We start from the raw sequence: 17,167 nt of genomic DNA on the forward strand, positions 1-17,167 counted from the left end.
GAAATTTAGGGATGATAAATTACTACTTTATGTCGAAAACTGTCGAATAGTGAATATATCGTTATTCTATTATCAGAGTTTTATATTGTCAATTGGAAAATGGTAATATATTCTTAATTTTCTGCAAAAATGCAAAGAAGGTTGTTTTAATACAACAACCTTCTTTGTCTCTTACTTAAAACTGGAATGATCAGAAAGACTGGTAACATATTGTTTCATTTCTTCTCTTGAGTGTATCTGGGTGGTATGATTTATGACTTCCTGCTGTTTTTGCTTATCCAGATTAGCAAAATAATTCATGGCATCCAGATCTTGCGCAAGAGCCATACCAAAACCAATTGGAACTTCACTTAATAAATTATTCATATCAATCACCTCAGAAATAGCATCTGCAATTTAGATTATATTATGTAAAATCAAGAACATATAAAAATGGATTTAAAGGTAAATTTTTATTAAATAATTACAGTTCAGCCTAAGCTCGATTTCTCTTTGCTGCATTAAATAATTTAAACATTATTTGACAAGAAGTTAACGATTTTATATAATAACAGTAAGTGTTTTTATTAAAAAGGAGGAACAAATAGTGGAAGAAAAAGGTATATCCTTAGCTGTAATAAGAAGGCTTCCAAGATATTACAGATATTTAGGTGAGCTTCTTGAGAATGAAGTCGTTCGTATATCATCCAAAGAACTTAGTGAAAAGATGAATGTTACAGCTTCTCAGATAAGACAGGATTTAAATAATTTTGGTGGATTTGGTCAACAAGGGTATGGCTATAATGTAGAATATTTGTATAATGAGATAGGCAAGATTCTTGGATTAGAGAAAAAATATAATGTTATCATTATTGGAGCAGGTAACCTTGGACAGGCGCTTGCTAATTATCAGGATTTTGAAAGAAGAGGTTTTGTTATACAAGCCCTGTTTGATGTAAATCCTAGATTGGCAGGGGTTTCTATTCGTGGGAAAGATGTGTATTTAATTGATGAGCTTGAAACATATATGAAAGAGCATACCGTTCATATTGCAGCACTTACATTACCTAAGACAAAAGCACCACAGATAGCTTCAGATTTAGTAAAATGGGGCATTAAGGCCATATGGAATTTTGCACCTACAGATCTTAATCTGCCAAGTGATATCATGGTCGAAAATGTGCATTTGGCAGAAAGTCTTATGAGATTGTCCTATAAATTAAAAACTCATGAAGAAGCCATGCAGAAAAAGGAATAAAAGTAAAGTGGATAAGGTTTTTAAAGGAAGGTGGATCTAATTGACAAAAAAGAATAATAATTTTGATGATTTCAGACTATCCTTTATAAATAAAAAAATTCCTATTCTTACTTTAGATACAAGATGGCATCAATTGTTTCCTGGAATGGATAAACCAGTGGATGTAAAAGTATTAGAAGATCAGTTGAACGATTTAATGAAGAGACAAGGAAGATTAACATCAGAAATAAAAGATTTAAAAGCTTTGAAAAAGCAGCTTATGGCAGAAATCGTTCAAAGTATGGATATAGATACTTTATCAACAAGACATAAGAATGAGAAAAAACTGGAACAAAATCGAAGACTGATTCAGGAAATTAATGAGAAATTAAATGATTGTGAAAATGAATTAGGAGAATTGCCTTACAAAATCAAAGCTACAAATGAAGAATTAATGCTAAATAGTGTGGCAATTTGTTACGAAGAAATGCAGGAGAACTATAATGAAATAGCAAATTTAAATGATTGGATTCAACAGACCAGAGAAGCATTAAAAAATAAGATTCTAGAAAAGCAGGATCTGGAGAATAGGAATACAATCATTTATTCTAATATGCATGATTTACTTGGGGCAGAAATAATGGAAATTTTAGATAAAAAGCAAGTGAATAATTGATTTCGAAAGGTGAGAAGCTTTGATTATCGGTATAGGAACAGATTTAATTGAAATTGATAGAGTATTGAAAGCTTGTAATAAAGAATCATTTCTAAAGAAATACTATACTTTAAAAGAGATAGAATTAATTCAGACAGATAAAAAAAAATCTGCTGATAACTTTGCTGTAAAAGAAGCAGTAGCTAAAATGTTTGGAACAGGATTCAGAGGTATTATACCTATTGAAATTGAAGTCTTACGAGATGAATTGGGCAGGCCTTATGTTAATTTATATGGTAAAGCAAAAGAGAAGAGTTTAGAATTAGATATAGATAAAATACATGTATCTATATCTAATACTAAGCTTTATTCAATTGCCTATGTGATAGGAGAAGGGATTTAGAAGATGAAGTATGTTGTTAATGGATCACAAATGAAAGAAATTGATGAATATACTATTCGAGAAATCGGAATCCCTTCTTTAGTATTAATGGAGAAAGCTGCCATGGCAGCGGTTGATGTGATATTAAAATCCATAGTCAAAGAGGATAAGATTTTAGCTGTATGTGGGACCGGTAATAATGGTGGAGATGGTGTAGCTGTAGCGAGAATCCTATTCCATTTAGGTTTTGATGCGGATATCTTACTTCTTGGAGAAGAAGAAAAGTCTACAGAACAAACAAAAATACAGCTTAATATTGCCAGAAATATTGGGGTGAATATCTTTAACCAACTAGAAATTAATGAATATAATATAATTATAGATGCATTATTTGGCATAGGTTTGTCGAAAGCAGTCACTGGCAGATATGCATCTATTATTAATCAAATAAATCAATTACAAAATAGAGTTTATTCTATTGATATTCCATCTGGAATAAGTGCTAATGATGGAAAAGTGTTGAATACAGCAATTAAGGCAGATGAAACTATTACATTTGGATTTTTAAAACTAGGTCATTTGTTATATCCAGGTTCTGAGTATGCAGGAATAGTAACAGTAAAGGATATTGGATTTTCGCCAAAAGCACTTATGGGGATACGGCCGGAACATTTTATCTATGAACCAGAAGATATATTAAGGTTACCGGTAAGGCAAAAGTATTCCAATAAGGGGACTTACGGAAAAGTATTAGTTATGGCAGGTTCTAAGGAAATATCAGGAGCCTGTTTTTTAGCAGCGAAAGCTGCTTATCGAACAGGAGCAGGTCTTGTTAAGATAATGACTGCTATTGAAAACAAAGAGATACTACAAACTTTACTACCGGAGGCTCTTTCTTTTACCTATGATGAAGAGGAAAACAGCGATAGTCTGAGAGAGGGCATTATAAACGAAATACAGCAGTCGACCTCTATTGTAATAGGACCAGGCATTGGTGTTTCTAATATGGCAGATCAATTATTGCAATTGGTACTAAAATATTCAAAAGTTCCAACAATTATTGATGCAGATGCTATTAATCTTCTTGCAAAAGAAAAAGAATATGAAGATTTCAAAGAAAACAACGGCATAGATATCAATGTTAATCTGCCAAATAATTTTATTCTTACTCCACATCTAAAAGAAATGTCGAGGCTTATGAATCGAACAGTACAAGAAATTGCTGAAAATATTTTGCAGACAGCAAACCTGGCAACGAAAGAGAAACAGTACACACTTGTCTTAAAAGATGCAAGAACATTAGTAGCTAGTCAGGGGAAGATCTATATCAATACATCAGGTAATAATGGCATGGCTACAGGAGGTTCCGGCGATGTACTAACAGGAATCATTGCAGGATTACTGGCACAAGGTATGTCTGCTTTTGAAGCTGCAGCTTTAGGAGTATATCTTCATGGACTTGCAGGAGATCATGCAATGAGAGAAAAAGGGGTTTATTCTCTTATGGCAAGTGATATAATAGAAGCATTACCATGTGTAGTTAGGGACTAGGAGGCAAATAGTATGAAAGAGTACTACAGAGTCAAGGCATTAATAAACCTTGATGCAATTTACAAAAATATAGAGAATACCAGAAAAATTATTCGTAGTGACTCAAAGATAATGGCTGTTGTGAAGGCAGATGGTTACGGGCATGGAGCAATTCCTGTAGCAAAGATCCTTGATCCGTTGGTAGATGTTTATGGGATTGCCATCATTCAAGAAGGAATAGAACTAAGAAATGCTAATATTACAAAACCTATTTTAATACTTGGGTTTACCCCGAAAGAGTATTATAAAGAATTGATAGAATACGATATTGCCCAGACTGTATTTCAATATGATATGGCATTGGATATATCAAAGGAAGCACTTAAACAGGGAAAAACAGCAAAAATTCACATTAAATTGGATACAGGAATGAGTAGAATAGGTTTTTGGCCATCGTCAGACAGTATTGAATGTATCAAGAAAATTAGTAAATTAGAAGGAATTAAGATAGAAGGGATTTTCACTCATTTTGCAAAAGCTGATTATTTAGACAAAACAATGGCAAGAAATCAATTAAAAATATTTCTTGAGTTTGTAGATAGATTAGAAAATGAAGGCATAAAAATTTCTTTAAAGCATGTTTCCAATAGTGCAGGGATTATTGATATGCCTGAAGCGAATCTGGATATGGTTAGAAGTGGTATATCTACTTATGGATTATATCCATCGGAAGAAGTGAACAAAGAAAAGCTTCCTCTGATACCTGCCTTAGAATTAAAAAGTTATGTGGTACATGTAAAAGAATTAGAAGCAGGCATTGGTGTTGGCTATGGAAGTACTTTTATTACCCAAAAGAAAACAATGGTTGCAACCATACCAATTGGTTATGGAGATGGTTACCCAAGAAGATTATCTAATATAGGAAGGGTATTAATCAAAGGCAGATCAGCACCTATTATAGGTAGAATCTGTATGGATCAATTTATGGTTGATATATCGGATATTGATAATGTGTGTGCGGGAGATGTGGTAACTTTAATAGGAAGAGATCAAAATGAATTTATTTCAGTAGAAGAATTAGCCGCTCTGGAAGGTTCATTTAATTATGAATTTGTTTGTGACCTTGGAAAAAGAATCCCCAGAGAATATTATAGGGATGGTAAAAAAATAGGTACTCTGGATTATTATAATTGTACCAAGGTTACCCTTGATTTTCCATTATAATGTGAAAATCATGTAAAAACAGGAGGTATTCATACCTAAAATACTTAAATTCGAAAAAGAATAACACTTTATGGAATACACTAGGAAAATTTGGAGATAATAAAGCTAAAGCCTAAGATGGAGTGTGAATAAAGTGATAATAAAAAGAGGAGATATCTTCTATGCAGATTTAAGACCTGTCATTGGTTCAGAACAAGGTGGCGTAAGGCCAGTATTAATCATTCAAAATGATACCGGCAACAAGCATAGCCCCACAGTGATCTGTGCAGCAATAACTTCAAAAATGAATAAAGCGAAGCTGCCAACTCATGTTCAGATAGATGCTGAGAAATATGGTGTAGTAAAAGATTCGGTTATACTTTTAGAACAAGTGCGGACGATTGATAAATCAAGGCTTAAGGAAAAGGTATGCCACCTTGACGAAGACATACTTAAGAAAATAGATAGAGCATTAATCGTAAGTTTTTCCTTAGATACATATGCTTATAATTAACAAAAGGAATATTTCGCACAAAAAATAGCAATTAGATTTTATATCTAATTGCTATTTTCCTGTAATCTTTGTACAATAGATACACATGATAAACTATTGTATAAGTTACAATACGTATAATAGGGTGGGATAGAAAGTGATTTCTCACTTCTGGAACTTAGTATAGTATAAATATGTGTTTATAATGTGAATAAATTATAAAAAAAATAGAAAATGAATGACTTTTTTATAAAGTGAAACTTGATTCAGGTGTGGTTTTTAACACATCTGAATCTTAGTTGAACTTATCTAGGGACGTAGCAGCTGTTATCTCCCACTTTAGAAGTGGGAGTGTTACAGCTGGTAGCCATCAGATAAAGTGAAACTTGATTCAGGTGATGCGAGGGGAGAAAACAATGAATTATAAGCTGTTAATGGACATTGCTTTATTGGCGGGAGAAATCATGTTAACAAGTGGAGCGGAAACGTATAGAGTAGAGGATACAATGTGTAGAATTCTTAGAATTTCTAATCTTGAAAGAACAGAAGCATTTGTGACAACTACAGGAATCTTCGCAACACTGGATGACATATCCATTGATGCGATTACTCTGGTAAAAAGAGTATCTATCCGCAGTACAAATTTAAATCTGATATATTTAGTGAATGATATATCCAGAAAGTTATGCAACGATGAAATAGATTGGGTAACTGCATATCAGGAATTAAAAAATATTAATAGAAAAGAACATTATCCGGATATACTTATCTGGATAATGACAGTGGCAACTTCAGCCTTTTTTTCAGTTGTTTTAGGCGGGGACTGGAAGGATTGCGCCATCTCTGCTGTTAATGGCTTATTTATTGTACTTTGGATGATGATAGCCAAGAAAACAGAAATGAGCCAATTCATTGTCAATATGATGGCGTCTGTCTTAATCGCGATAAATACTATGATATATGTGAATTTTACAGGAAATCATGCCAATAATGAAATAATCATTGCAGGATCGATCATGCCTATGGTTCCGGGGGTGGCAATTACCAATGCGGTAAGAGATACTTTGCAGGGAGATTATATGTCAGGAGCTACCAGAGCAATGGAGGCCTTTTTAATTGCCGCATCCATTGCAGTGGGAATTGGTGTGGGACTGGCTTTGTATTCCAATGGGATCGGAGGTAGTCTGTTATGATAATACAAACAATTGGAGCGCTTTTTGCTACGATTGCACTTGCAATTATCCTGGGAGTGCCAAAAAAGTTTACATTATTGGTTGGGCTGGTAGGCTCGATTGGCTGGTGGGTATATTTGGCCATGGGAGAAGGAGAAGAACATATAGCCTTTCGCACGTTTATTGCGGCCCTTATAGTAGCCCTGGTATCCCACAGTTTTGCACGTATTTTAAAAGCGCCGGTAACAGTATTCTTAATTTCCGGTATTTTACCATTAGTCCCTGGAACAGGGATGTATCGTACGGTATATCATTTTATTGCAGGAAATGGGGCCATGGTAAGTTACTATTTTTCACAGACATTACAGCTGGCAGGAGTAATTGCCCTTGCTATATTTATTATGGATTCAATATTTAGGATATTGCAGCAGAAGGTTCCCATAAAGAAAAAGAAGAAAGGAATGTAGGTTTTATTTGACTTAGAGAGAAAATTATGAAAATTACCATACTTTGTGTAGGAAAAATTAAAGAGAAATATTTTAATATGGGTATTGATGAATATTCAAAAAGGCTCAGCAGATACTGTAAGTTGGAGATCATTGAAGTATCTGATGAAAAAACTCCTGATAATGCCAGTATGGCAGAAGAATTGCAAATTAAGAAAAAAGAGGGCGAACGTTTACTGAAATATATTAAAGATGGGGCTTATGTAATTACTCTTGCGATTGAGGGGAAAGAAGTGACATCAGTAGAACTTTCTGAAAAGATAGAAAAGCTTGGAATTTCCAGTGAAAGTCATATTATATTTATTATTGGCGGCTCACTTGGATTAGATGAAGCCGTTCTAAAAAGTGGGGACTATAGCCTGAGTTTCTCTAAGATGACTTTTCCACACCAGATGATGCGCATGATTTTACTGGAGCAGATATATAGAGCTTACCGTATTATACATAATCAGCCTTATCATAAATAAGTGGAGGAGCAGATTTATGGATCATGCAGGAAAGCCCATGTGCTCCCAATGTGTTCTTTGTCTGTCGTCACTGTTTGCTAAAATTGTAGTAGACAGCCTAAGAACACGGGAACATCATTGAACACACAAAAGGGTTTCGCAATCATCTAATATCTTCTTATTGAGGCAATCCGGGGCCTGAATCAATAGTCTTTAAATATTCATCCACAAGTGGATCTTTTATGTTATAAATCCGGTACCATTCTTTTGTTTCTACATTCTTTGCAGTCTGGCATCTGTTCTTATATAAGAATTTCGTCAGCTGGTAACAATCGATCCAGATTTCGTTCGTACTCTCTTTTTGAGATTCATCAAAGATCAGCTGAAGGCCAAAGTGAAGATGAGGGGTCTTGATATTATTGGTATTCTCCTTGGTACTATAGCCGGTGTGGCCAAGATAGCCTATAACGTCTCCTGCCTGAACGATACTTCCTTCTTTTAAAGACTTATTATATGGAAAGTTTTGTCTAAGATGAGCGTAGTAATAATATCTTTTCTTATCAAAGCTTCTGATACCAATACGCCATCCGCCGTATTGATTCCAGCCTAAGGCTTCTACATATCCGGATTCCACTGCTATAATAGGGGTTCCTGTCTGCCCCATCATATCATGGCCCAAATGTTTTCTGGTAAAGCCATATTCTCTGGAAACTCCAAAATCATCGTAACCGCTGTAAGGGAATCCTTTTGCAATTGGAAGAAATGCTTTGAGCCCATATTTCTTTTCCCATTTCTTTTCTTCACTGCCTTCTTCCACTGGAACTTCTATTTCATATTCGCCTACCATACCACCAAGAATAGCAGTATAAGCTTCCAGGAAGTATTTATAATATTTTAAATCTTTTGTGATACTTTCAAGTGTGTCTTCTTTGTTCTTAAGTTTTTCAGCCAGTGTACTGATATCTTTATTGGCTTTTTGTGGAAAGTTACCGCCATTTTTAGCAGCTGCATATGCCAGTAATTCAATCCAATTTAATTTAACTTCTGACGTATGGGATTCAACATCATATTTATAAGCCAGGCTCATTGCAGATTCTGTGGCATTAAAATCCACCCACTTTATGTAATCCTTTTTCTCGGTCTCTGTAGCATTTTCAGTTTCTGTGTTAGTGTTTTCCTCTGTAGAATTCATTTCAGAATTATCGTCCGTACCTTCCTGATTTGTTTCCATATTTTCGGAATTTTCTGGTGCAAATGTATATGTAGACTTCCAAGCTATGTTATGTTGCATTAGTGCAGAAAAAATCACTAATATCAAAACCATCACTGACATAATACTATGTTTTATCGCTGAACTTTTAATCATAAACATACCTCGACCAAATAACTGTAGTACTATATTATGAATTTAATTCATTCCATATTACAATATAATCAATTATTGAATAAAATGAATGATTAAAACGGAATATTGTTTTATTATTTTAATAGTAAAGTCGATTATATTAAAAGATATTGACTAAAAAAAGAAATAAATCTATAATAAAAACGATTCGAATACTTATAAAATTGGACTATAACGAAAAGAGGATTATACATGGCAGCAACAATTAAAGATATTGCCCAAAAGACGGGGTTGGGTTTAGCAACAATATCTTCTTATTTAAACGGTGGGAATTTGCGGGAAAAAAATCGGGAAAAAATTGAACAAGCAATAAAAGAATTGAATTTCGAGGTAAATGAAACTGCCAGAGGACTAAAGACAAATAAGACAAAAACAATTGGTGTTGTAATACCTGAATTGAACAATGTATTTTGTGCAGAAATAATTATTGAGATGGAAGATATTTTGCGCCAGCATGGATATGCTACGATTATTTGTGATTGCCGAACCAACAAAGATATTGAAAAAGAAGCAATAGATTTTTTATATCGAAAGAGGGTGGATGGAATAATTAATATGCCAGTCAATGTGGATGGCAATCATTTAAAGTCCTTTATTAAGGCAAAAAAGCCGATTATACTTATTGACCGTAAAATTAATGGTCTGGATTGTGATTGTGTTTTAGTAGATAATTTAACCGCTGTGAAAGATGCCATAGGAATTTTAATTAAAAATGGCCACTCAAAAATTGGTATCATTAGTGGACCTGAGGAAATATTTACTGCCCAAGAACGGTTACTAGGATATAGATTAGCATTATTAGAAGCTGGCATTGTGCCAGAAGAACGTTTCATTGCCCATGGTGACTATACTATTCAAGGTGGAATGAAATGTATAGAAGAGTTAATAAAAAAGAATCCTGATATGACTGCTGTATTTGTTTCCAATTATGAAATGACCATGGGAACAGTAATAGGGATAAATGAACTTGGTATAAAGATACCAGAAAATATATCAGTAATAGGATTTGATAATATTGAATTTGCACGAGCTTGTAAACCTAAACTGGCTATAGTTACGCAACCAACAAAAAAAATTGGAGTTAATGTTGCAGAAATTATGTTAAATCGAATAAGCGGAAATCCAGAAGATAAAAAAATCCTTAAACTGCAAACAGGCTTTTTGAATGGCAATTCAATACAAGAAGTAAAGTTGCCATCTATATGATTTTTTTAAGACTAAATATAAAGAAAAATGAGTGCTGATGATACGATATTATGTTGTATCATCAGCATTCATTTTTATGTATAAAACATAATCTTAAAAATCATATTTTTTATTGACATCTTTATGTTTTATGATAATATATTGTTATAACCGAAACGTTTCTATTTTGAAATTAAGGAGGAAAGTTATGGCATTCGTTACATCGAAACAAATGTTATTAGATGCACAAGCAGGTGGTTACGCAGTGGGTGCATTTAATGTTGAAAACATGGAAATGGTGAAAGCAGTAATTGCAGCAGCAGAGGAGCTGCAAGCACCTGTTATGTTGCAAACAACGCCGTCAACGGTGAAATATGGTACATTAGCTACTTTTGCAGCACTAGTCTTCGCAGAAGCAAAAAAGGCTAAAGTGCCAGTTGCATTACATCTTGATCATGGGAGTAGTTTTGAATTAGCAGTACAGGCTATTAAAGAGGGATATACATCTATTATGATAGATGGCTCTGCTGTTTCTTTTGAAGAAAACATAGAATTAACAAAAAGAGTTGTTGCAGTTGCATCACCAAATGACATTCCTGTAGAGGCAGAACTTGGAAAAGTTGGTGGGAAAGAAGATGATCTGGAGGCAGAAGCAGATATTAACACAGATCCGCTGCAGGCGAAAGAATTCGTAGAAAGAACCGGTATTAACTCGCTGGCAATTGCAATTGGCACTGCTCATGGTTTTTATGCTGGAACTCCAGTGCTGGATAAAGAAAGACTATCAGAAATAAAGAAAGTAGTATCAGTACCATTAGTTCTACATGGAGCTTCCGGGTTAAGTGATGAAGATGTACGTGATTGTGTGAATCGGGGAATATGTAAAGTAAATTTTGCTACCGAATTAAGGGCAGCATATACGGATGGAATAAAACATCTTTTTACTGATAAACCAGATACGATTGATCCAAAGGATCTAGGTAAAGTGGGAATGGAAAACGTAAAAAAACTTGTTATGGATCGCATGATTGTATGCGGGTGTAACAGTAAAATAAAGAGTATAACTTATTAGTCCGGTGCCTTTCGAGGTGCTTATATTATACATATACCCGAAACGTTACGAGGTGATTCAATGAAACAATATTTATTAGGGATAGATATTGGAACAAGTGCTTGTAAGGTAGCAATCTTCGATAAATTTGGTACGGTTCTTGCGAGCACGAATGAAGTTTATAATGTATATTATCCCAGGAAAGGCTATGCAGAGCAAAATCCCGATGAATGGTGGAGTGCAGTATGTAAAGCCATAAAAGAAGCACTAAGTCTAAGTGGCATCCAATCAGATGAAATAGCTGGAATAGGTATTGATGGGCAGAGCTGGTCAGCGATCGCTGTTGATCAGGAAGGGAATGTATTAACGAATACGCCAATTTGGATGGACACCAGAGCAAATAAAATATGTGAGAATTTAAATGCTGATATTGGTTCTGAGAAAATATTTGATCTGGCTGGAAATTCATTACAGCCTTCATATACAACAGCAAAGATTCTTTGGTATAAGGAAAATATGCCGGAAATTTATAGAAAGACAGATAAAATTCTGCAATCGAACAGCTTTATTGTCTACAAACTTACAGGTATTATGAGTCAAGATAAATCACAAGGATACGGGTTACATTGTTTTGATATGCATCAAGGTATTTGGGATATACGAATGTGTGAAAAACTTGGAATACCCATAGATATTTTACCAGATATATATGAGTGTCATGAAATTGTAGGTGCAGTAACTAAAAAAGCTGCAGAGGAATGTGGTTTATCAATAGGAATTCCAGTTGTTGCAGGTGGTCTCGATGCGGCATGTGGAACACTTGGTGCAGGTGTAATACATCCTGGCGAAACTCAGGAACAGGGTGGTCAGGCAGGTGGTATGAGCATTTGCACTGACACGTATAAAGCAGATAAACGATTGATATTAAGTTACCATGTAGTTCCAGATCTATGGCTGCTTCAAGGTGGAACAACCGGAGGCGGAGGTGTTATGAGGTGGATTGAGAGGGAACTTGGCGATTATGAAAGAGAAAAAGCAAAACATGAAGAAAAAAATTTATTTGAACTATTAAATGATATCGCCGAAGATGTGAATCCTTGTTGTGATGGACTTGTATTTTTGCCATATATGGCAGGGGAACGTTCCCCGATTTGGGATCCAAATGCGAAAGGTGTATTTTATGGATTAGATTTTAGTAAGACCAAAGGCCATTTAGTAAGAGCGGCGATGGAAGGTGTAGCTTTTTCTATAAAACATAATTTAGATGTTGCAGCCGAGACTGATATCAAAGTAGATACATTATGTGCAATGGGGGGCTCTGCTAATTCGCTGCTTTGGACACAGATTAAGTCAGATATCATTGGCAAACCATTTATTGTACCAGCATCTGATACAGCAACAACACTGGGTGCCTGTATTCTTGCAGGTGTTGGTGTAGGAATGTATAAGGATTTTGAAGAAGCTGTTAAGCTGACAGTAAAAGTGAAAAGAAAACATGAGCCAGATATGGAAAAACATGAGCAATATAAAAAAAATTATGAGATATATTTAGAACTTTATGAAAAGTTAAAAGAGACAATGCATAAGTAAGGAGGAATATAACGTGAAAGCAGCGGTAGTTGTGGCTAATGAAGAGATACATTATGAAGATTATAAGGAACCAAAAGTTTTACCTGGTGCTATTAAAGTAAAAGTAGTAGCTTCTGGAATATGTGGATCTGACATCCCTAGAGTATTACATAATGGAGTGCATTTTTATCCAATCGTACTAGGTCATGAATTCTCAGGTGATGTAGTAGAAGTGGGTGAAGGAGTTACAAAGATTAAAGTTGGAGACAGAGTATCAGGAGCCCCCCTGCTTCCTTGTTTGCAATGTGATGACTGCCAGAATGGTAATTATTCTCTTTGTAAGCATTATAGTTTCATTGGTTCCAGAGAACAGGGAAGTAATGCAGATTACGTTGTGATACCTGAAAGAAATGCTGTTGTATTTGATAAGAGTATTTCATATGAGCAAGGTGCAATGTTTGAACCATCAACTGTGGCACTTCATGGGCTATTGCAAAATGATTATAAAGGTGGAGAATATGTTGCTATTTTAGGTGGAGGTACCATTGGTATGTTTACTCTGCAGTGGGCAAAAATATTTGGTTCTAAAAAAGCGGTCGTATTCGATATAAATGAAGAACGTTTGGAACTGGCAAAAAGACTGGGTGCAGATGAGGTAATCAATACCACTGTGGAAGGTTTCATGGAAAAGGCGATGGAATTAACTAATGGTAAAGGGTATGGCTTTGTTTACGAAACAGCAGGAGCGATACCAACTATGCACATGGCATTTGAATTAGCAGGGAATAAATCACATGTTTGCTATATTGGAACACCACATACTGAATTATCCTTTACTCCTAAGATGTGGGAGAATATGAACCGCAAGGAATTTAAATTAACAGGTTCATGGATGTCATATAGTGCACCATTTCCGGGAAAAGAGTGGGAGTTGACAGCTCACTATTTTGCAACAGGCCAATTAAAATTTGATCCGGGATTTATCTATAAAAAATATCCAATGAGGGAAGTCTCGGAAGCTTTTGGGTTATTTAAAGAACCTGGCAATATAAAAGGTAAAATATTATTGATGAATGAATAGTTGGGAGGTCACAAAATGATATTAACAGTTACTCTAAATGTGGCTATTGATAAAAGATATATTGTAGAGAATTTTAATATTAATCATGTTAACCGGGTAAAAGAGTGTATATATTCTGCCGGAGGAAAAGGACTTAATGTATCTAGAGTGGCTGCAATTGCTGGAGAGGAAGTATTAGCAACTGGTTTCATTGGTGGCCATTCTGGTGATTATGTAGTTCAAGAATTAGAAACTCAAAATATCAAAAATGATTTTGTAAAAGTTGTGGGAGAAAGTCGTTCCTGCATTAATATTTATGATAAAATAAATCATACCCAGACGGAATTCCTGGAACCTGGGGTTACTGTAACAGAAAAAAACAAAAAGGAAATGCTTGAAAAATTCACTGAGTTGGCAAAAAAAAGCAAGGTTATTACAATATCAGGTAGTGTCCCTAAAGGAATAGATTCTTCCTTTTATAAAGAATTAATCCAGACTGGGAAGAAATATGAGAAAAAAGTATTATTAGATACAAGTGGAATACTTTTAGAAGAAGCGCTGAAATCAAATCCCACTTTAATTAAACCAAATAGGGATGAAATAAAAGCGCTGATTGGAAGAGATGTGAAAGATAGAAAAGATCTTATTCAAATTGCATCCGACCTATGCAAAAACGGAATTGATGTGGTTGTGGTCTCCTTAGGAAGTGAAGGGTCCCTTATTGCTTGTGAAGAGGGTGTATACCAGGCAATTGTTCCAAAGATTGCGGCAGTAAATACGGTGGGATGTGGAGATTCCATGCTTGCCGGATTTGCCATTGGTTTTGAAAGAGAACTCTCTATGATTCAGACCATAAAGCTGGCAAGTGCTATTTCTGCAGCTAATGCATTACGTAAGGAAACAGGATTTTTTGTGAATGAAGATATGCAGAATATCCTTCCTAAGATAGAAGTAAATAAATTAAGTGTATAAAAGAAAAGGAGCGAAAATATATGGGAAATATTATTGATCCACAATTAGTACCACAAAGAACTTTTTATAATGGAGTTACAATGCCAGGGATAGGAATGGGTACATTTGGCTCAGACAGATTTAGTGCGGAGCAGGTATCGGCAGCAGTAGCAGGTGCTATTGAAGCAGGTTATCGATTATTTGATTGTGCTGCATGCTATGGAAATGAAGATCAGATTGGTGAAGTATTTAAAAATGCATTTGATAAAGAAATTGTGAAACGTGAAGAATTATTTATAACAACAAAAGTTTGGAATAATATGCATGGACAAGGAGATGTTCTACTCTCTTGTGCAAAAAGTTTACGTGATCTTAAATTAGATTATATTGATTTGTTTTTTGTTCATTGGCCATTTGCAAATTATCATGCACCAGGAGCTGGTGGAGATGAAAGAAATCCAGATTCAAAACCATTTAATTTGGACAAATTTATGAATACCTGGAGGCAGTGTGAACGTCTTGTTGACATGGGTCTTGTAAAAAATATAGGTATGTCAAATATGACAATTCCAAAACTAGAAGCAATACTTCCTCTTTGTAGAATCAAACCAGTTGCAATTGAAATGGAATTACATCCATGTTTCCAACAACCAGAATTATTCCAATACTGCATTGATCATGAGATACAACCAATTGGTTTTTGCCCAATTGGTTCACCAACAAGACCAGATCGTGATAAAACAGAAAATGATGTTGCTGATATTCAAGTACCAGAACTAGTTGAAATTGCGAAAGCTCATAATGTTCATCCAGCAGTAATTTGTTTAAAATGGGCTGTTCAAAGAGGGCAGACTCCCATACCTTTCTCAATTCATAAAAATGAATATGAAAGTAATTTAAGATGTACCATAGAAGATCCATTAACAGATGAAGAGATGGAAATTCTTAAGACCATTGATAAGAACAACCGTCTTATTAAAGGGCAGGTATTTTTATGGGAAGGTGCAAAAGGATGGGAAGATCTTTGGGATTTAGATGGTACTATAACAAAATAGCAATAATTTAGACTAATCCCCGATGTTTCTATAAACAAATAATTAGTACTTTAGAAGAGGGTGCTGCAAAATAATTTTTTGCAGCACCCTCTTCTAAATTTAGTAGGAAAATCAATAAAAACTATAACATTTATTTACACTATATCTAAATTGTGTTAACATATATTTTATATTGTTATTAAAGAATAAAATTAACGTGAATAAAGACAAGGAGAAACACAATGGAAAATATCATTATTCCACAAGGATATGAACCATATTTAGGTATTAAGGAAACAGAAATTGGTATTAAAGATGTAAAGGATTTTTTTGAAAGAGAACTTGCAAAGCAGTTAAACCTTACCAGAGTATCTGCTCCATTGTTCGTAAAACCTGAAACAGGATTGAATGATAACTTGAATGGTGTAGAAAGACCAGTTAGTTTTGGTGTGAAAGAACAAAATGATGCAGAAGTTGAAATAGTGCATTCTTTGGCAAAATGGAAAAGACAGGCGTTACAAAGATATGCATTTTGTGTAGGAGAAGGATTATATACAGATATGAATGCCATTCGCCGTGATGAGGATACGGATAATATACATTCGATCTTTGTTGATCAATGGGATTGGGAGAAAATCATCCGTAAGGAAGAGCGTAATTTTGATACTTTAAAAGCAACCGTACGCAGTGTATATATGGCGCTTAAGAATACCGAAAGATTTTTATCAGATAAATATGATTATATAAAAACAATGCTACCGGAAGATATTGTTTTTGTGACTTCTCAAGAATTAGAAGACCAATATCCTGATTGTACACCAAAGGAAAGAGAATACAAAATTGCTAAATTAAAAGGTGCTGTATTTATTATGCAAATTGGCGGAGAATTAAAATCAGGTGAAAAACATGACGGCAGAGCACCGGATTATGATGATTGGAAATTAAACGGTGATATCATTGTGTATTATCCTGTTCTTGATATAGCATTAGAACTGTCATCTATGGGAATCAGAGTAGATGAGGATTCATTAAAAGAGCAATTAGAAATAAGTGGATGTATGGACAGAGCAAATCTTCCTTTTCAAAAGGCATTATTGAATAAAGAATTACCATATACCATCGGCGGTGGTATCGGACAATCCAGAATATGTATGTTCTTCCTTCGCAAAGCCCATATTGGAGAAGTACAGGTATCCATATGGCCGGATGATGTTTTAGAATATGCAAAAAGCAAAGGTGTTGAATTACTTTAGCAGATACTATTAATGAATAGAGGAGTTGTGGCAAAACAGACTATATTACTACCAAG

The 17,167-nt window shown here is 34.7% G+C and carries 18 protein-coding genes; 16 read left to right on the forward strand and 2 right to left on the reverse strand.

Annotation, left to right across the window (positions count from 1 at the left end):
* Nucleotides 1-171: 171 nt before the first annotated feature.
* Nucleotides 172-366 carry a hypothetical protein gene (locus tag EDD66_RS03825; RefSeq protein ID WP_123608239.1) on the reverse strand — a complete coding sequence of 65 codons (195 nt, stop codon included), beginning with the start codon at nt 364-366 and terminating at the stop codon, nt 172-174.
* 220 nt (nt 367-586) lie between these two features.
* Here EDD66_RS03825 and EDD66_RS03830 point away from each other — a divergent pair, with 220 nt between their 5' ends.
* The 9 genes from EDD66_RS03830 (at nt 587) to rlmH (ending at nt 7,624) form a co-directional block, all read left to right on the forward strand.
* Nucleotides 587-1,237, forward strand: a complete 651-nt coding sequence (locus EDD66_RS03830) for a redox-sensing transcriptional repressor Rex (protein ID WP_123608240.1) — start codon at nt 587-589, stop codon at nt 1,235-1,237.
* A gap of 40 nt (nt 1,238-1,277) precedes the next feature.
* Nucleotides 1,278-1,892 carry a coiled-coil domain-containing protein gene (locus EDD66_RS03835; RefSeq protein WP_123608241.1) on the forward strand — a complete coding sequence of 205 codons (615 nt, stop codon included), beginning with the start codon at nt 1,278-1,280 and terminating at the stop codon, nt 1,890-1,892.
* A 19-nt stretch (nt 1,893-1,911) separates the two neighbouring features.
* Nucleotides 1,912-2,274 (forward strand): holo-ACP synthase, encoded by a 363-nt coding sequence (gene acpS, locus EDD66_RS03840; protein WP_123608242.1) that lies wholly within the window; start codon nt 1,912-1,914, stop codon nt 2,272-2,274.
* Between the two features lie 3 nt (nt 2,275-2,277).
* Nucleotides 2,278-3,804: an NAD(P)H-hydrate dehydratase gene (locus EDD66_RS03845; protein WP_123608243.1), complete on the forward strand. Its 1,527-nt coding sequence runs from the start codon at nt 2,278-2,280 to the stop codon at nt 3,802-3,804.
* 12 nt (nt 3,805-3,816) lie between these two features.
* A complete protein-coding gene (alr, locus tag EDD66_RS03850; protein WP_123608244.1) occupies nt 3,817-5,007 on the forward strand; it encodes an alanine racemase in 1,191 nt (396 codons plus the stop codon).
* A 133-nt stretch (nt 5,008-5,140) separates the two neighbouring features.
* The gene (locus tag EDD66_RS03855) at nt 5,141-5,500 is read left to right on the forward strand and encodes a type II toxin-antitoxin system PemK/MazF family toxin (protein WP_123608245.1); all 360 of its coding nucleotides are present in this window, start codon (nt 5,141-5,143) and stop codon (nt 5,498-5,500) included.
* A gap of 395 nt (nt 5,501-5,895) precedes the next feature.
* Nucleotides 5,896-6,672: a threonine/serine exporter family protein gene (locus tag EDD66_RS03860; protein WP_123608246.1), complete on the forward strand. Its 777-nt coding sequence runs from the start codon at nt 5,896-5,898 to the stop codon at nt 6,670-6,672.
* On the forward strand, nt 6,669-7,118 hold the full coding sequence (locus EDD66_RS03865; protein WP_123608247.1) for a threonine/serine exporter family protein: 450 nt from the start codon (nt 6,669-6,671) through the stop codon (nt 7,116-7,118). The genes EDD66_RS03860 and EDD66_RS03865 overlap by 4 nt, the downstream gene beginning before the upstream one ends.
* Nucleotides 7,119-7,144: 26 nt before the next feature.
* Nucleotides 7,145-7,624 (forward strand): 23S rRNA (pseudouridine(1915)-N(3))-methyltransferase RlmH, encoded by a 480-nt coding sequence (rlmH, locus tag EDD66_RS03870; protein ID WP_123608248.1) that lies wholly within the window; start codon nt 7,145-7,147, stop codon nt 7,622-7,624.
* Nucleotides 7,625-7,781: 157 nt separating this feature from the next.
* Here rlmH and EDD66_RS03875 read toward each other — a convergent pair whose 3' ends face one another.
* Nucleotides 7,782-8,834: a M23 family metallopeptidase gene (locus EDD66_RS03875; RefSeq protein ID WP_408632099.1), complete on the reverse strand. Its 1,053-nt coding sequence runs from the start codon at nt 8,832-8,834 to the stop codon at nt 7,782-7,784.
* A gap of 366 nt (nt 8,835-9,200) precedes the next feature.
* On the opposite strand from EDD66_RS03875, the gene EDD66_RS03880 reads away from it, so the two are divergent.
* The 7 genes from EDD66_RS03880 to asnA all read left to right on the forward strand — a co-directional run bounded on the left by EDD66_RS03880 (nt 9,201) and on the right by asnA (nt 17,111).
* Nucleotides 9,201-10,214, forward strand: a complete 1,014-nt coding sequence (locus tag EDD66_RS03880; RefSeq protein ID WP_123608249.1) for a LacI family DNA-binding transcriptional regulator — start codon at nt 9,201-9,203, stop codon at nt 10,212-10,214.
* Nucleotides 10,215-10,401: 187 nt separating this feature from the next.
* Nucleotides 10,402-11,265, forward strand: a complete 864-nt coding sequence (locus tag EDD66_RS03885) for a class II fructose-bisphosphate aldolase (RefSeq protein ID WP_123608250.1) — start codon at nt 10,402-10,404, stop codon at nt 11,263-11,265.
* Nucleotides 11,266-11,325: 60 nt separating this feature from the next.
* Entirely contained in the window at nt 11,326-12,834 is a 1,509-nt protein-coding gene (gene xylB / locus EDD66_RS03890; RefSeq protein ID WP_123608251.1) for a xylulokinase, read from the forward strand.
* Between the two features lie 13 nt (nt 12,835-12,847).
* Nucleotides 12,848-13,894, forward strand: a complete 1,047-nt coding sequence (locus EDD66_RS03895; RefSeq protein ID WP_123608252.1) for a galactitol-1-phosphate 5-dehydrogenase — start codon at nt 12,848-12,850, stop codon at nt 13,892-13,894.
* A gap of 15 nt (nt 13,895-13,909) precedes the next feature.
* A complete protein-coding gene (gene pfkB, locus EDD66_RS03900) occupies nt 13,910-14,845 on the forward strand; it encodes a 1-phosphofructokinase (protein ID WP_123608253.1) in 936 nt (311 codons plus the stop codon).
* Nucleotides 14,846-14,865: 20 nt separating this feature from the next.
* Nucleotides 14,866-15,879, forward strand: coding sequence for an aldo/keto reductase (locus tag EDD66_RS03905; RefSeq protein WP_123608254.1), 1,014 nt, complete (start codon nt 14,866-14,868; stop codon nt 15,877-15,879).
* A gap of 221 nt (nt 15,880-16,100) precedes the next feature.
* Nucleotides 16,101-17,111, forward strand: a complete 1,011-nt coding sequence (gene asnA, locus EDD66_RS03910) for an aspartate--ammonia ligase (RefSeq protein WP_123608255.1) — start codon at nt 16,101-16,103, stop codon at nt 17,109-17,111.
* The last annotated feature ends 56 nt before the right edge of the window (nt 17,112-17,167 follow it).

The organism is Mobilisporobacter senegalensis, assembly GCF_003752155.1.
In the GTDB taxonomy this organism is placed as follows: domain Bacteria; phylum Bacillota; class Clostridia; order Lachnospirales; family Lachnospiraceae; genus Mobilisporobacter; species Mobilisporobacter senegalensis.

Excerpts from the sequence above, each read along its gene's own strand:
- EDD66_RS03825 (WP_123608239.1), bottom strand. The coding sequence starts at position 366 with ATGAATAATTTATTAAGTGAAGTTCCAATTGGTTTTGGTATGGCTCTT.
- EDD66_RS03845 (WP_123608243.1), top strand. The coding sequence starts at position 2,278 with ATGAAGTATGTTGTTAATGGATCACAAATGAAAGAAATTGATGAATAT.
- alr (WP_123608244.1), top strand. The coding sequence starts at position 3,817 with ATGAAAGAGTACTACAGAGTCAAGGCATTAATAAACCTTGATGCAATT.
- EDD66_RS03860 (WP_123608246.1), top strand. The coding sequence starts at position 5,896 with ATGAATTATAAGCTGTTAATGGACATTGCTTTATTGGCGGGAGAAATC.
- EDD66_RS03865 (WP_123608247.1), top strand. The coding sequence starts at position 6,669 with ATGATAATACAAACAATTGGAGCGCTTTTTGCTACGATTGCACTTGCA.
- rlmH (WP_123608248.1), top strand. The coding sequence starts at position 7,145 with ATGAAAATTACCATACTTTGTGTAGGAAAAATTAAAGAGAAATATTTT.
- EDD66_RS03875 (WP_408632099.1), bottom strand. The coding sequence starts at position 8,834 with ATGGAAACAAATCAGGAAGGTACGGACGATAATTCTGAAATGAATTCT.
- EDD66_RS03880 (WP_123608249.1), top strand. The coding sequence starts at position 9,201 with ATGGCAGCAACAATTAAAGATATTGCCCAAAAGACGGGGTTGGGTTTA.
- EDD66_RS03885 (WP_123608250.1), top strand. The coding sequence starts at position 10,402 with ATGGCATTCGTTACATCGAAACAAATGTTATTAGATGCACAAGCAGGT.
- xylB (WP_123608251.1), top strand. The coding sequence starts at position 11,326 with ATGAAACAATATTTATTAGGGATAGATATTGGAACAAGTGCTTGTAAG.
- pfkB (WP_123608253.1), top strand. The coding sequence starts at position 13,910 with ATGATATTAACAGTTACTCTAAATGTGGCTATTGATAAAAGATATATT.
- EDD66_RS03905 (WP_123608254.1), top strand. The coding sequence starts at position 14,866 with ATGGGAAATATTATTGATCCACAATTAGTACCACAAAGAACTTTTTAT.
- asnA (WP_123608255.1), top strand. The coding sequence starts at position 16,101 with ATGGAAAATATCATTATTCCACAAGGATATGAACCATATTTAGGTATT.